The organism is Curtobacterium sp. MCSS17_006 (assembly GCF_003234215.1).
GTDB lineage: Bacteria > Actinomycetota > Actinomycetes > Actinomycetales > Microbacteriaceae > Curtobacterium > Curtobacterium flaccumfaciens.
In genome coordinates, this window is sequence record NZ_QKSO01000010.1 from 93,030 (window position 1) to 107,564 (window position 14,535).

Below are 14,535 nucleotides of genomic sequence, written 5' to 3' on the forward strand. Positions count from 1 at the left end.
GACCATTCTTGCTCACCAAGTGTGCCCGTGGGGCGTGGGGACTACTCCGCAGGCACAGCCTTCCGTCGGCGACGCACGATCAGCACACCCGCTCCCGCCGCGAGCAGCAGGAACGCCACCAACGCTCCGGCACCGAGGCCTGCGGCACCCGTGAACGCGAGCTGCCCGTCCGTGGTGATCGTGATCGGGGTCCACCCGATCAGGCTCCCGTCAGCAGCCGTCACCGCCAGCCGATGCGCACCAGCGACGGTGTCCGCCGGGATCGTCACCCGAACCGTCCCGTCAGCAGCCACCACAGCCGTCCCGATCAGCGTCGGCTCCGAGAACAACCACACGTTCACCGTGTCACCGGCCGAAGCCGGGCCCACCGTCACCGTGATCGTCTCCCCCGCACGAGCCGACGCCGGAGCCGACACCCCACTACGGCTCGCCTCCGTCAACAGCGACTCCGACGGCGCCACCGGAGCCACCGGCGGGGTGATCCCGTCGACCGGCGGCACCGGAGTCGGGGTCGGCGTCGGCGTCGGGTTCGGCACCGGGGTCGGGGTCGGCACCGGCGTCGGGTCCGTGCCCGCGGCGTCCAGGTTGAACCCGACCAGGATCGGGTCGTGGTCGCTCGCCCGGTACACGTCGTCGGTGTACAGGTTCGTCGCGTTGTAGTTGTAGCGGCTGTACTCCAGGCCCACCGACTCGACCGAGTTGATGTTCCAGATGTCCACGCCCGTGACCGTCTGGAGCGCGGCCTTCGATGCGAAGACGTGGTCGAGCGAGCCGCTCAGGCCGGAGAACACGTACGAGTACTCGGTGCTGTCGAGCGCCGGGCCGAGGTCGGTGTAGCCGGCCTCGTCGAGGACCACCACCGGGTCCTCCTTGCTGTAGGCGTTGAAGTCGCCGAGCATGAACACCTTGTCGGTGCCGTACTGCTCCTGCATGTCGGTGGAGAAGGTCACGAGGGCCTTCGCCTGCTCGACGCGGTCGGCGTTCGAGGCCCCCTGCCCGTCGCCCTGGTCGGCGTTCTCGCCGGTGCCGGAGCCCTTGGACTTGAAGTGGTTCGCGATCACCAGGAAGTCGTCGTCCGCGGTGCCGCCGACCGGGCGGAACGCGTCCGCGACGGGCTGGCGGGCGTTCGTGAACGCGTCGTCGAGCAGGATCGTCGACTCGCCGACGGGCTCGACGCGGTCCTTCTTGTAGATGAGGGCGAGGCGGATGACGTCCTCGCTCGCGGGCACGACGGCCGGTGACTTCGCGTAGGCCCAGGTGTCCTGGCCGGTGGCGGCGTTGAGCGCGTCGACCAGGGTGGCCACGGCGGCGTCACGGTCCTGACCGAAGCGGACCGAGTTCTCGATCTCCTCGAGCGAGACGACGTCGGCGTCCAGGCCGTTGATGGCCTTCACGATCTTGACCTGCTGGCGCAGGAAGTCCTCCTGCTCGGCGGCGCCGCGGGCGTCGCAGCCGGAGTTCACCGTGACGGGGTCACCGGCACGGTCGGTGTAGTACTTGCAGCCGGTGAGCTCGTCGCCCGTGGTCGGGAAGTAGTTGAGCACGTTGAAGCCGGCGAGCTTCAGGTCGCCTCCGACGTCCTGCGGTGCCGGCTGGCGCACCTTCGAGAACGACGCCGGCAGGTCGGCGGCCGGGGTCGCACCCGTGATCGGCGCGGTCGGCTGGAACTTCCACCCGTTGTTGCGGTAGTCGAGGACGACCGGCTCGGTGAAGGTGGCGGCGGCCCCGACGGTGACCGGGCCCTGGGTGAGCCACGACACCGGGATGCCCTGGTTCGCCTGGGTCAGGAAGTTGGTGCTCGCACCATCGTCGAGCGTGACCTTGCGCGCGGCGTTGTCGGCCTCGACGGCCTTCGCCTCGGCGCTGCCCGGGCGGCCGACCTCGGTCGGCTGGACCAGGCGCTTCGTGCCGCTGGCGAGCACGACCTCGCCGTACTGGTTCGTCGTGTAGTTGTCGGCGACGGTGTACGCGCCCTGGGGAGCGACGAGCATGCTCTCGAGCGACTCGCGCTGGGCGTCGGACGACGGGAACGCGACCGCGGCGGGCTGCGGTGCCGCGACGGTGTCCTCCAGCTGCTGCAGCGACGAGGCGCCGGACACCGTGAGCTCGGTCAGGCCGAAGTACTCGGACACGGCGCCGGTGACCCGGACGTGGTCGCCCTCGTGCACCAGGCCGGCGGTCGCCGACGAGAAGACGAACACCGCGTCGGACGCGGTGTGGGCGCCGAGGTCGATGGCGCCGCCGGTGCCGGGGGTCTGGATCGTGTAGCCGTTGAAGCCGCCGGTGCCGTACACCGCGGTGACGACGCCGTCGGTCGTGACGCTCTTGCCGGCGTACGGCGAGGCGTCCGTGGTGCCCTGCAGCTGGGCGATGGTCACCGTCTCGGCGGGCGTGCCGGGCGTCGGGGTCCCGCCGTCACCCGGGTCGGTCGGTTCCGTGGGCTCGGTCGGTGCCGTCGTCTCGCCCGCGGCGTTCCGTGGGGTGAGCGTCGTCGTCACGGAGAAGTCCGCACCGTTGACGTCGGTGTCCGTGGTGCCCTGGCGGACCAGGCCGTTCGGCACGGAGTTGTCCCCGGTCACGGTGCGCACGGTCGACTCGAAGGTGTTCGAGGCGCCGTAGCCGAGCAGGTCGACCACGCCGTCGGTGCCGGTGGTGACGGGTCCGGCGGCGAGCGCCAGGGGTGCCGTGGCGTCGGACAGCACGAGCGTGCCCGTGGTGCCGGACGGGTTGAGCGACGCGGTGTCGTCGGCTGCGGGCAGGTCCTCGCCGGCCGCGGTGGCTCCGCCGTTGCCCGCCATCGACACCAGGAAGGTGCCCTTCGCCGGCACGGTGCCCTCGAGCGCACTGGCCGAGAACGTGCCGGTGCCCGTCGCGGAGCGGTACTGCAGCGACCATCCTTCGAGTGACACCGGGGCGTCGGTCGGGTTGCCGATCTCGACGAACTTCTGGTTGTAGAACGCGCCCTTGCTGCCCGCCTTCAGGTAGGCCTCCTCGATGACGAGGTCGGTCCCCCCGGGGTTCGCGGTCGCTGCGGTGACGGTGACGAGCGGGGCCGCGAGGAGCGTCGCGGCCGCGGTGGCGCACAACAACGTGCGTCCGAGGGTGTTGGCCATGCCCGCAGGCTACCGATCTGCGGGGACGTTCAGGTTGCGCCGAGGTGAATGATTGCGCTCGGCAACATCAGGGACGGGCTGGGCCCCCGGTTCATGCTCCGCTCGCCAGCCGGAGGAGCACGACAGCGATGGTGATCGCGTACCAACTGGACAGGCCGCTCCGCTTGCGCGTGAGCCAGAGCGAGGCCGCACCAGCGAGCACCGCGATTCCGGCAGCGACGAGTCGGATCAGCGGCACCTGGCCGTCGACCCCGACGACGAACAGGCCGAGGGTCGCAATGAGGATGAGGCTCGCGGTGCCGACCGATCGACTTCGACGGAGCGTTCTTGTGCCTACCACGTCACACCTCCGCTGAACGCGTGCGGAGCCAGCCTCCGACCAGAGGCACACCGATCCACAGGAGCCCAGACGTCAAGGAAGGCAGGAAAGGAGCATCCCCGGTCACTCCGGCTTGAACGGTGCTGAACCGGATGAAGTCCGTCCAGGGGCCGGCGAGCGCCAGTGTCGTGTCCACGACGAGGATGATCAAGAGGACACTCGCCAGTGCAACCGCGAGACCTCTGAGCGACGCACCGATGCCAAAGCCCAGGGCTGCCGCCGCGAGAGCGAGCGATGCGACCTCTCCGAGTTGCGTCACGAAGGACACCGACGACAACTCGCCGCCGAGCGCGCTGGCCACCACGACGGAGAGAAGTGCCACAGCTGTGCTCGCAATGACCAGACCAGCCACCATCGCGACACAGGCACATCCACGCGCGAGATAGAGGGTGTCGCGGGAGAGGCAAGTGAGTATCCCGTCGCGTTCCCCGCCCACCCGTCCGTCACCCACGCCGAACACGACGCCGACGATCGCCGAGGCGAGCGCGGCCGGGAGACCGACGATCACGAGCACTTCGCCGGCTCCGAAGGAGGGAGCGGACTTCACCACCCAGACACTGAGCACACCGCACGCGATGACCAAGGCACTCAACAGCGCGTATGCAGTGATGGAGCCCTGCGTGTCGGTGCGCTTGCGGAGCTCCAGGAGCGAGCTCTGGACGAAGGAGATCATCGCGCGCCCCCTGCCAAGTACTCACCCGTTGTTGTGGTCGCGTAGAGGTCCTCGAGGTCGGTCCCACGTTCCTCGACGCCGAAGACGTCGAGTGAGTTGGTGACCGCTTCACGAACAGCTTCCGGCGCAGGCAGGTCGACGCTCACCCATTCACCGCGGATCGTGCTGCAGCACCCCTTCAGCCCGAAGATGTCTACCAAAGCAGCCGGATCATTCACCCGGATGAGACAGCCGGGTTGTGTGACGCGGCGCATCGACTCGATGCGGGTGATCGTTCCGGCGCTGATGATCACCGCGACGTCGATGAATTGTGCCAGTTCGCTTAAGAGATGACTCGACACCACGACGATCACGCCCCGGCTCCGCATGTCCGCGATGACCGACCTGACCCACGAGATACCGTCCGGGTCGAGACCGTTCATCGGTTCGTCGAGGATCAGAAGACCGGGCTCGCCGATGGTCGCCGCGGCGATCGCCAGGCGCATGCGCATCCCGAGAGACAGCGCACCGACCTTCCGGCGCGCAACGGACTCCAGGCCGGCTCGGCGGAGCGCATCGTCCGCGACTTCCCGTCCCAACCGCGCGTAGGAGCCGCGGAGGCGAATCGTCTCGCGGACAGTCCGACCCGGGTGAAGTCCGTTTTCCGACAGAACGGCCCCGACGAGGGTCGGAGGCGACGACAGCTCTCCCGACGAGGCCGGGACCAAACGCGCAAGGACTGACATCAGCGAGGACTTCCCCGCCCCGTTCGGACCGATCAGGCCGTACACGACGCCTGGAGCGAGCCGGAGGTTCACTCCGTCCAGGCGTGGACGGCCATGCCCGCGCAAGCGAACGTCGACCATTTCGAGCATTGTGCTCCTCTCGCGCTACGGCTGCGGGGAGCGTTGCACCACTCCCCGCAGCCGTCATCGATCAACCGAAGAAGTAGTTCCAGAGCGCGCTGAACAGTTCGGTTACGCTCATGTTCCCGACTGCGGTGATGCCAGCGCGGATCCACCCCGCCAGTCCGTTCCACCACCTCTTGAAGTTGTTGATTCCCCCTCGGACCGCGTTCTTCATCCCGGTCATGATCGACGAGGCGTTTTTCTTGATCCAGTTGACGATCGATCCGATCGGCACCCTGTTGGTCGAGTTCTCCCCCTGAGGAACAGGTGAGCTCGGCACGGGGCTCGATCTCATCGGGACTACTCCTGAAACGCCGCGCTCTCCGGCATTGGCCGATACGGAGATCGTCGACGCAGGCGCTGCCGCCGCAGCTGTTGCGCCCACCGTGCTCAGCATGGCGCCGGTGACGATCGCCCCGATCACCCCGACCGTACGAATTCGATTCATCCTTACCCCAATCGTTGCGGCTTCTTCGCCGTGCACCGATCGTGCCAGACCAAACGCTCATATTCCAGCGTTTCGGTCTGAGATATATAACAACACGACAACGAAGTGTCGGACAGTCGTCAGGCTTGCAGCGCTCGCACGAGTTCCGCCCGCTCCGCAAGCTCCGCGCCCGCCGGCTGGTCCACGTCGGCCAGGGGCCAGGGGGCCAGGGGGCCAGGGGGCCAGGGGGCCAGGGGGCCAGGGCGGACGATCACGTCCGGCAACATCAGCCGATGGGCAACCATGTCCCACCGACGCGCCGGACGGCCGGTCCGTGCCCGGGGAGCACGAGCGCCGGGAACGGCAGCGCCCGCGCGGACTCGAGCGCGCGGTCCTGGTCGGCGGTGAAGAACGGCGTGATCATCCGGGGCCGCGGGGCCCACGACCCGGGCTGGGTGTCGTGCCGGCTCACGACCGCGTCACCCGTGACGATCGCGTCCGCGGCGGGGAGCAGGTAGGCGGTCGAGCCGTCCGTGTGCCCGACCGCTGGGAACGGCGTGATCGCCCGTCCGGCGAAGTCCGCGCCCGTGAAGGCGCGGGCCGACGGCACGGTGGTCGGCCGCAGGGCGTCGGAGCGGAGCGCACGGGCCAGCCAGGCGAGCACGCGCGGGCTGGCGAGCCGTCCGCCGATCTCCGCGGGGGTGACCTGCTGCCGCTCTGGCCCACGCACGTTGGCGAGCTCGTCGGCGTGCGCGAGCACCTCGACGTCGGGGTACCGCTCGAGGATCCCGGGGATGCCGCCGACGTGGTCGACGTGTCCGTGCGTCACGTAGACGCGACGGAGGTCGGCGGGATCGTGTCCGGCGGCGCGCACGGTGTCGAGCACGAGGTCGGTGTCGGCCGGGTAGCCGGCGTCGATCAGCGCGACGCCGTCCTCCTCGGCCAGCACCACCCAGTTGGACACGGGGCCCTCGACGAAGACGACTCCGGGGGCGACGGACACGACGGAACGGGGTTCGCGCGGGCTCATCCCTCGACGGTACCGTCCGCCGACCGTCGGGCCCGGGTCTGCTCCGCCCGGTCCGCGAGCTCCGCGTCAGCCGGGTAGCCCACCTCGGTCAGCGTCAGTCCCTTCGCCGGCGCCGTCTTGAAGGCGCTCGTGCGTTCCTCGGCGATGCGCAGTTCCTCGAGGCGGTCCGGGCCGAAGCGGCCCTCGCCCACGGCGATGGTCGCGCCGACCATGGCCCGCACCATGGAGTGGCAGAAGGCGTCGGCCTGGAGGCGCGCCACCAGCACGCCGTCCGGCTCGCGGTCCCAGCGGAACTGCTGCAACGTCCGGATGGTCGTCGCCCCCTCGCGCGGCTTGCAGAACGTCGCGAAGTCGTGCAGCCCGAGCAGCGTCAGCGCACCGCGCTCCATCGCTGCCGGGTCGAGCCTCGCCGCGTGCCAGACCGTGTGCCCACGACGACGTGGATCGCGCGGGGCGTCGGCGTCCGCGATCCGGTACTCGTACCGGCGCCAGAGCGGGGAGAACCGGGCGTCGAACCCCGCGGGTGCCACCGAGGCACCGGTGACGACGACCTCCCCCTCGGGTGCCGCGATGCCGTTGACCCGCTTGAGCAGCCCGTCGAGCGGTGATCGGCCCGTCCCGCGCTTGGCGGTGAGCGCTGCCCACTGTTCTGCCGACAGGTCCAGGTGCGCGACCTGCCCGGTGGCGTGCACCCCGGCGTCGGTGCGTCCGGCGACGGTGAGCAACGGTGGTTCGCCCCAGCGGGTGAACACGGTGGCGAGTGCGGCCTCGAGGGCGCCCTGGACGGTCCGGAGCCCGGGCTGCCGGGCCCACCCGGAGAACGCCGCCCCGTCGTACGCGATGTCCAGCCGGAGCCGCACGTCGCCCGGGCTGTCGGGGTCCTGGAAGCCGACCGTCTCGTCCACGTGACCACCGTAGCGGGGGTGATCCGTGCCTCCCGGCCCGCGATCCGTCTGCCGGACGGCGGCCGCCCGTACCCGCTCAGCCGCGCGGACGGCCGAACGCCGACGGACCGGTCCGGGTGTCGAGGTCGTCGGTGGCGCGTCGCTCGGACTCGACGATCCCGCGCAGGGCGACGAGCGCGGCCGAGGTGACCGCGACGTGGGAGGGGTTCTCACGCGAGGCGTCGAGCGCGGTCTCGAGTCGTGCGATGGCCTCTTCGGCCTGGTCCTCCGGGGAGTCGCCGCGGATCGTGCTGGCGATCTTCCGCAGGGCCTCGGCGATGGGGGTGGCGAACGACGGGTCCGGACGCCCGACGCCCTCGGACACCGGGCCGGAGCGTGCCACGAGTTCGGTGAGGTCTGTCGTGTACCAGGCGACCCGCTCCAGGGCCCGGAAGCGTCCGCCGTCCTTCTGGAGCCGCGCTCGCGACCCGCGCAGTGCACCACGGGGGTTGAGCCGGCGGCTCTCGTGTGCGATCGCCACCCGTGACCGCACGTCCGCGATCGCGCGGTCCAGGCGGTCCTGCTGGTGGTCCCACGCCTTCTCGTCGCGCTTGCCCTCCTCGAGCACGGCGGCCAACCCGTCGAGGTGGTCCGCGAGCACGCCGTTCACCGCGTCGATGCGGTGTTCGGCGTCCCAGAAGTGCAGCGGCGGGAACACCAGGAAGTTGACCAACAGTCCGATGACGACCCCCACGGCCATCTGCACGAGGTAGCCGAGCGAGTAGCCCTCGGCGTTGGCGCCACCGACGAGCAGCACGAAGAGCGCCGCGGTGGACACCCACGAGCTGCCCTCCCCGAGCACGCGGAACCCGCCGACCAGCACCCCGACGCCGACCGCGAGCGCGATCGCGAGGAAGCCGGGGTCGCCGACCCACATCGTGAACGCGGCGATGAGGATGCCGAGGGCGATCCCGACCAGGGTCTGCACACCGCTCCGGATGCCGGCGAACACCGTGGTCTGCATCGCGACGACAGCGCCGAGTGGTGCGTAGTACGGGTACTCGGCCGCGACTCCCGGGATGTGCCGCGCCACGAACCAGGCGATCACGGCGGCGGCAGCGGCCTTGCCGGCGTGCAGCAGGCGCGGCTGCGTGCCCGAGGTCCGGCTCCACCGCCAGACCCTCGTCCCCAGACCCGCAACGTGCTGGAACGCCATGACTTCCTTCCCTCGCACCCGGCCGGTGACGTTACGCCGAGCAGTCCGTACCCGCGACCAGCCTCGAACGCCAGGAAGCCCCCGCGACCTGGGTCGCGGGGGCTTCCTCGTGGTGGTGCAGCGCCCCGGAGGGCACCGGACTACTTGGTGTCGGCGTCGTCCGACTTCTCGGCGGCGTCGGCCTCGACCTCGGCAGCAGCCTCGGTCTCGGACTCGGTCTCGACCGGTGCGGACTCCTCGGTGGTCTCGGTCTCCTCGACCGGGGCCTCCTCGGTGGTCTCGTCAGCGGCGGGCTCGTCGACCGGGGCGGCAGCAGCGGCCGGAGCCGAGTTGCGCTTGACCGGAGCGGGCGTGCTCGAGACGGGCTCGAGGACGAGCTCGATCGACGCCAGCGGGGCGTTGTCGCCCTTGCGGAAGCCGAGCTTCGTGATGCGGGTGTAACCGCCCTGGCGGTCCTCGACCTGGGGGGCGATCTCGGTGAACAGCGTGTGCACGACGGACTTGTCGCGCAGGATGCTGATCACACGACGACGCGCGTGCAGGTCGCCGCGCTTCGCGAACGTGATGAGACGCTCGGCGACCGGACGGAGGCGCTTGGCCTTCGTCTCGGTGGTCGTGATGCGACCGTGCGTGAAGAGGGCGTTGGCGAGGTTGCTCAGGAGCAGGCGCTCGTGGGCGGGACCGCCACCGAGGCGGGGGCCCTTGGTGGGCTTCGGCATGTCAGTTCTCCAGTGGTGAAAGTGGTGCGCGCGGTGTCAGCGCGCTTGCGCGTGAGCGCGAGGTCAGTTGTTGGACTCGTCCTCGTCGTACCCGCTGTAGAAGTGGGCGCCGTCGAATCCGGGGACGGTGTCCTTGAGGGACAGGCCGAGCTCGGTGAGCTTGTCCTTGACCTCGTCCACCGACTTCTGACCGAAGTTGCGGATGTTCATGAGCTGCGTCTCCGACAGAGCGACGAGCTCGGACACCGTGTTGATGCCCTCCCGCTTCAGGCAGTTGTAGCTGCGGACCGACAGGTCGAGGTCCTCGATCGGGGTCTGCAGTTCGTTCGAGAGCACGGCGTCGACCGGCGCGGGGCCGATCTCGATGCCCTCGGCCGCCGTGTTGAGCTCGCGAGCGAGCCCGAACAGCTCGACCAGCGTGCGACCAGCCGACGCGATGGCGTCGCGCGGCGTGATGGCCGGCTTCGCCTCGACGTCGACGACCAGACGGTCGAAGTCCGTGCGCTCACCGGCACGCGTCGCCTCGACGCGGTAGGTGACCTTGAGGACCGGCGAGTAGATCGAGTCGATCGGGATCTGACCGGCTTCGCTGAACTCGGAACGGTTCTGCGTCGCCGAGACGTAGCCACGGCCACGCTCGATCGTGAGCTCGAGCTCGAAGCGCGCGGTGTCGTTCAGGGTCGCGATGACGAGTTCCGGGTTGTGGATCTCGACGCCGGCCGGAGCGGAGATGTCCGCTGCGGTGACCTGACCGGCACCCTGCTTGCGCAGGTACGCCGTGATGGGCTCGTCGTGCTCGCTGGAGACGACCAGGCTCTTGATGTTGAGGATGATCTCGGTGACGTCTTCCTTGACACCGGGAACGGTGCTGAACTCGTGGAGGACGCCGTCGATGCGGATGCTGGTGACAGCCGCGCCGGGGATCGAGGAGAGGAGCGTGCGGCGCAGCGAGTTGCCGAGGGTGTAACCGAAGCCCGGCTCGAGCGGCTCGATGACGAAGCGCGAGCGGTGCTCGGAGATCGGCTCCTCGGTCAGGGTGGGGCGCTGTGCAATGAGCACTGTGGGATTCCTTTCGGCGAAGTGTCCGCTATATGACACTTGGCGGTACGACGGGGCCGCATGGGCCCCGACGGGTCTGTTGAGTTGTGATCACGCGCACACACGTGCGCGATCGAACGACCAGGAATGGCCGCGGGCCCTGCCCGCCCTCGCCGGAACGGATCCGGTCAGGGGACGAGCAGGGCGCGGCCGGTTGCTCCTCGCGTCAGACGCGACGGCGCTTGGGCGGGCGGCACCCGTTGTGCGCCTGCGGCGTGACGTCGTTGATCGAGCCGACCTCGAGGCCAGCGGCCTGGAGGGAGCGGATCGCGGTCTCGCGACCCGAACCCGGGCCCTTCACGAAGACGTCGACCTTCTTGACGCCGTGCTCCTGCGCCTGACGCGCAGCGGACTCGGCGGCGAGCTGCGCCGCGAACGGCGTCGACTTGCGCGAACCCTTGAAGCCCACGGCACCCGAGGACGCCCAGCTGAGGACGGCACCCGACGGGTCGGTGATGCTGACGATCGTGTTGTTGAACGTGCTCTTGATGTGGGCCTGGCCCACAGCGACGTTCTTCTTCTCCTTGCGGCGCGGCTTGCGCGCGGCAGTCTTGGGGGTAGCCATCGGGGTCTCCTATCGAGCCTTCTTCTTGCCTGCCACGGTGCGCTTCGGTCCCTTGCGGGTACGAGCGTTGGTCTTGGTGCGCTGACCGCGCACCGGGAGACCACGACGGTGGCGGAGACCCTCGTAGCTGCCGATCTCGACCTTGCGGCGGATGTCGGCGGCGACCTCACGGCGGAGGTCACCCTCGACCTTGAAGTTGCCCTCGATGAAGTCACGGAGGGCGACGAGCTGGTCGTCGGTCAGGTCCTTGACGCGGATGTCACCGGAGATACCGGTCTCCGTCAGTGCCTGGACGGCGCGGGTACGGCCGACGCCGTAGATGTACGTGAGTGCGATCTCCACGCGCTTCTCGCGCGGGATGTCGACGCCTGCTAGACGTGCCATGTGATGGCTGCTCCTGTTGTCGATGGAGGTGTGGCGCAGTACCGGTGCTCGGGCCTCCGCCCCGAGGTGTCCCCCGGCCGTCATGCGACCGGGTTCTGGTACTGCGTTGTCGATCTTCAGTTGTGGGTCGTGCTCGAGCAGCCTGGTGTCCGAGGGACACCGGTGCCGGTCACGCGCCCGGGACTAGCCCTGGCGCTGCTTGTGACGCGGGTTGCTCTTGCAGATCACCATGACGCGGCCCTTGCGGCGAATCACACGGCAGTGTTCGCAGATGGGCTTGACGCTGGGGTTGACCTTCATGGTTCTTTCCTCGTGCTCGCTGGCTTCGTGCTCGGCAGGATTGCCGTGCCGTTCCTTTCCAGCTCGCGGATCACTTGTAGCGGTAGACGATCCGGCCGCGGGTCAGGTCGTACGGGCTCAGCTCCACGATCACGCGGTCCTCGGGGAGGATGCGGATGTAGTGCTGGCGCATCTTCCCGGAGATGTGCGCGAGGACCTTGTGTCCGTTCGTCAGCTCAACGCGGAACATCGCGTTGGGCAGAGCTTCGAGCACCGAGCCTTCGATCTCGATGACGCCGTCTTTCTTGGCCATAGCCTCACTGTCGCTTGGTTGTGGAACAGGTGTGATCCCCGAACCGGTCTGCGGGTCGGTCGCCACACCCGAGAGGGCATGACACACCAAAGATCGATCTTATGTGGTAAACCCGCAATTGCCAAGTGGGGACGCGGAACACCCCACGTCTGGGGCTTCCGGAGCCGTGCCTGAGCGTTCCACAGTGGTTTGACGGCGCGCTCCGGGCGCGCACTTGCGCGCGAACCGTAGTTTTGCTCCGCAGCCCCGTCCGTCGCACCAGCAGCTCGCGCCGGACCACCGAACGGAGAACACGTGCCCGACGCCACCCGACGCCCCTTCGCCAGCCACGGCAAGCAGGCCCGTCGCCGGGGTTGGGGCACGCTCGTCACCGTCGTCGCGGCCACCGTCGCCGTCCTGCTCGTCAGCGGCACCAGCGTCGCCGCGATCGCCGGGGCGCAGCTCGCCACCGCGCCGCAGACCGTCGCGCTGAGCACCGACGACCAGAGCACCGCCAAGACCGCGGACATCTCGGCGATCAAGGGCGGGGCGAACATCCTGCTCATCGGCAGCGACACCCGGGTCGGCCAGTTCGACTCCGACGAGGACGTCGAGGGCGCCCGCAACGACGTCACGATGCTCATCCACATCTCGGCGGACCACCAGCAGCTCACCGCGGTCAGCTTCCCCCGTGACCTGATGGTCCCCATCCCGGCCTGCACGAACCCCGCGACCGGTACGACGTACCCGGCGTCCACCTCGGCGATGTTCAACACCGCGCTCGGCAACGGCGGTGTCTCCTGCGTCGTCGACACGGTCGAGAACCTCACCGGCCTGAGCATCCCCTACGCCGGGCTCATCACGTTCGACGGCGTGATCGAGATGTCGAACGCCCTCGGCGGTGTGGACGTCTGCGTCGCCGAGCCGATCGACGACACGTTCACCGGCCTGCACCTCACGACGGGCTCGCACTCCCTCGAGGGTTCGGACGCCCTGGCCTTCCTGCGCACCCGCCACGGGGTCGGCGACGGCAGCGACCTCGCCCGCATCAGCTCGCAGCAGGTGTTCCTGTCGGCGCTCCTCCGCAAGGTCACCTCGGACGGCACGCTCTCGAACCCGATCACGCTCTACAAGCTGGCCGGCGCGGCCCTGTCCAACATGACGCTGTCCGACGGCCTGGCCCAGACCGGCACCCTCGTCAAGCTCGCGGCAGCCCTGCGCGGGATGAGCACGGCCAACATGCTCTTCGTGCAGTACCCGGTGGCCGACGACCCCGCCGACAACGCCCGCGTGATCGTCGACCAGGAGACGGCCCACACCCTGAACGTGGCGCTGCAGAACGACGTCCGGTCGTCGCTGAGTGACTCGAGCACCGGTCGCGCGTCCGAGGAGTCGCCGTCGAGCGGCGGGACCTCGAGCGGCACCGGGTCGTCCGGCTCCTCGGGGTCGTCCGGCACCTCGGGTTCGTCCGGGACCTCGTCGTCCGCCGGCACACCGTCGGCGACGCCGAGCGCGACCGCCACGCGGACGCCGACCGCGTCGGCGACGCCGCTCCCCTCGTCGATCACCGGGCAGAGCGCCTCCGAGGAGACCTGCTCCGTCGGCAACTGACGCGACGCCCGGCGCGTGCGCCCGCCAGTGGTCGGGTGGGTCCACGCGACGACGTCGACGCGGCGGACGCCAGCCGGGCCTCCCGGCCGTCGCATCGTGCGGAGACACCCAGCGTGGGCACCGCGTGCGGACTGGAGGCCCGTCCTACGGGATCGGGACGGGCGTCACACCCAGCGGGGCCAGGCCCCGAGCGCCGCCGTCGGCGGCCGTGAGCACCCAGATGCCGGCCGCGTGCACCGCGACGCTGTGCTCCCAGTGCGCGGCGTCCGAGCCGTCGAGCGTCCGGACCGTCCACTCGTCGTCGTCCGTCGAGCTGTCGATCGCGCCGGCCGTGACCATGGGCTCGATGGCGACCACCAGCCCCGGCTTGACGGCAGGTCCGGCACCGCGGACGCGGTAGTTGAAGACCGGCGGTTCCTCGTGCATCGACCGGCCGATGCCGTGGCCGGTGTAGTCCTCGACGATGCCCCACGCGCCGGTCTCGTCGATCGCGTCCTCCACGGCGGAGCCGACCTCGTGCAGGTTCTTCGCGTGGGCGAGCGCGGCGATGCCGTGCCAGAGCGACCGCTCGGTCGTGTCGCAGAGCGTCTGACGGGCTGCGGTGACCGCAGCCTCGCCGCCGGGCACGACGGTCGTGAACGCGCTGTCGCCGTTCCAGCCGTCGACCTCGGCGCCCGCGTCCACCGACACGATGTCGCCGGGCGCGAGCACGCGCGCACCGGGGATCCCGTGCACGATCTCGTCGTTCACCGACACGCACAGCGTGTGGCGGTAGCCGGGCACGAGCTGGAAGTTCGGGACTCCACCGCCGTCACGGATGGTGCGCTCGGCGATGGCATCGAGTTCACCGGTGGTGATCCCCGGGCGGATCGCTGCACGGACGGCGTCGAGCGCCTCGGCGGTCAGCAGACCCGGCCGGACCATCGCCCGGAGCTCGTCCGGGGTCTTGTAGATCGAGGGCTTCTTGAACCGCACCAC

16 protein-coding genes are annotated in these 14,535 nt (G+C 69.7%); 1 reads left to right on the plus strand and 15 read right to left on the minus strand.

What is annotated here, in order from left to right:
- Positions 1 to 41 precede the first annotated feature (41 nt).
- From DEJ21_RS11175 to infA, 14 genes are all read right to left on the minus strand, one after another.
- Positions 42 to 3,113: an ExeM/NucH family extracellular endonuclease gene (locus tag DEJ21_RS11175; protein ID WP_111224631.1), complete on the minus strand. Its 3,072-nt coding sequence runs from the start codon at positions 3,111 to 3,113 to the stop codon at positions 42 to 44.
- 91 nt (positions 3,114 to 3,204) lie between these two features.
- Positions 3,205 to 3,453, minus strand: coding sequence for a hypothetical protein (locus tag DEJ21_RS11180; protein WP_111224632.1), 249 nt, complete (start codon positions 3,451 to 3,453; stop codon positions 3,205 to 3,207).
- A gap of 1 nt (position 3,454) precedes the next feature.
- Positions 3,455 to 4,165, minus strand: a complete 711-nt coding sequence (locus DEJ21_RS11185) for a hypothetical protein (RefSeq protein WP_111224633.1) — start codon at positions 4,163 to 4,165, stop codon at positions 3,455 to 3,457.
- Entirely contained in the window at positions 4,162 to 5,010 is an 849-nt protein-coding gene (locus DEJ21_RS11190) for an ATP-binding cassette domain-containing protein (protein WP_181435854.1), read from the minus strand. Before DEJ21_RS11190 ends, DEJ21_RS11185 begins: the two co-directional genes overlap by 4 nt.
- Before the next feature lie 70 nt (positions 5,011 to 5,080).
- On the minus strand, positions 5,081 to 5,476 hold the full coding sequence (locus DEJ21_RS18000) for a hypothetical protein (RefSeq protein WP_146247755.1): 396 nt from the start codon (positions 5,474 to 5,476) through the stop codon (positions 5,081 to 5,083).
- Positions 5,477 to 5,765: 289 nt separating this feature from the next.
- Positions 5,766 to 6,509 carry an MBL fold metallo-hydrolase gene (locus DEJ21_RS11200; RefSeq protein WP_111224636.1) on the minus strand — a complete coding sequence of 248 codons (744 nt, stop codon included), beginning with the start codon at positions 6,507 to 6,509 and terminating at the stop codon, positions 5,766 to 5,768.
- Positions 6,506 to 7,414 carry a tRNA pseudouridine(38-40) synthase TruA gene (gene truA / locus DEJ21_RS11205; protein WP_111224637.1) on the minus strand — a complete coding sequence of 303 codons (909 nt, stop codon included), beginning with the start codon at positions 7,412 to 7,414 and terminating at the stop codon, positions 6,506 to 6,508. The genes DEJ21_RS11200 and truA overlap by 4 nt, the downstream gene beginning before the upstream one ends.
- Before the next feature lie 76 nt (positions 7,415 to 7,490).
- Positions 7,491 to 8,609, minus strand: coding sequence for an aromatic acid exporter family protein (locus DEJ21_RS11210; RefSeq protein WP_111224638.1), 1,119 nt, complete (start codon positions 8,607 to 8,609; stop codon positions 7,491 to 7,493).
- Between the two features lie 140 nt (positions 8,610 to 8,749).
- Positions 8,750 to 9,328, minus strand: a complete 579-nt coding sequence (gene rplQ, locus DEJ21_RS11215; RefSeq protein WP_071245471.1) for a 50S ribosomal protein L17 — start codon at positions 9,326 to 9,328, stop codon at positions 8,750 to 8,752.
- A 63-nt stretch (positions 9,329 to 9,391) separates the two neighbouring features.
- Entirely contained in the window at positions 9,392 to 10,387 is a 996-nt protein-coding gene (locus DEJ21_RS11220) for a DNA-directed RNA polymerase subunit alpha (protein WP_017885506.1), read from the minus strand.
- A 205-nt stretch (positions 10,388 to 10,592) separates the two neighbouring features.
- Positions 10,593 to 10,991: a 30S ribosomal protein S11 gene (rpsK, locus tag DEJ21_RS11225; RefSeq protein ID WP_017885507.1), complete on the minus strand. Its 399-nt coding sequence runs from the start codon at positions 10,989 to 10,991 to the stop codon at positions 10,593 to 10,595.
- 9 nt (positions 10,992 to 11,000) lie between these two features.
- A complete protein-coding gene (gene rpsM, locus DEJ21_RS11230; protein ID WP_017885508.1) occupies positions 11,001 to 11,375 on the minus strand; it encodes a 30S ribosomal protein S13 in 375 nt (124 codons plus the stop codon).
- Positions 11,376 to 11,558: 183 nt separating this feature from the next.
- Complete coding sequence (gene rpmJ / locus DEJ21_RS11235) at positions 11,559 to 11,675, minus strand: 50S ribosomal protein L36 (protein WP_022903266.1); 117 nt, start codon at positions 11,673 to 11,675, stop codon at positions 11,559 to 11,561.
- 70 nt (positions 11,676 to 11,745) lie between these two features.
- The gene (infA, locus tag DEJ21_RS11240; protein WP_017885509.1) at positions 11,746 to 11,967 is read right to left on the minus strand and encodes a translation initiation factor IF-1; all 222 of its coding nucleotides are present in this window, start codon (positions 11,965 to 11,967) and stop codon (positions 11,746 to 11,748) included.
- A gap of 294 nt (positions 11,968 to 12,261) precedes the next feature.
- Here infA and DEJ21_RS11245 point away from each other — a divergent pair, with 294 nt between their 5' ends.
- The gene (locus DEJ21_RS11245) at positions 12,262 to 13,557 is read left to right on the plus strand and encodes an LCP family protein (protein WP_111224639.1); all 1,296 of its coding nucleotides are present in this window, start codon (positions 12,262 to 12,264) and stop codon (positions 13,555 to 13,557) included.
- A gap of 144 nt (positions 13,558 to 13,701) precedes the next feature.
- Here DEJ21_RS11245 and map read toward each other — a convergent pair whose 3' ends face one another.
- Positions 13,702 to 14,535, minus strand: coding sequence for a type I methionyl aminopeptidase (gene map / locus DEJ21_RS11250; RefSeq protein ID WP_375342398.1), 834 nt, complete (start codon positions 14,533 to 14,535; stop codon positions 13,702 to 13,704).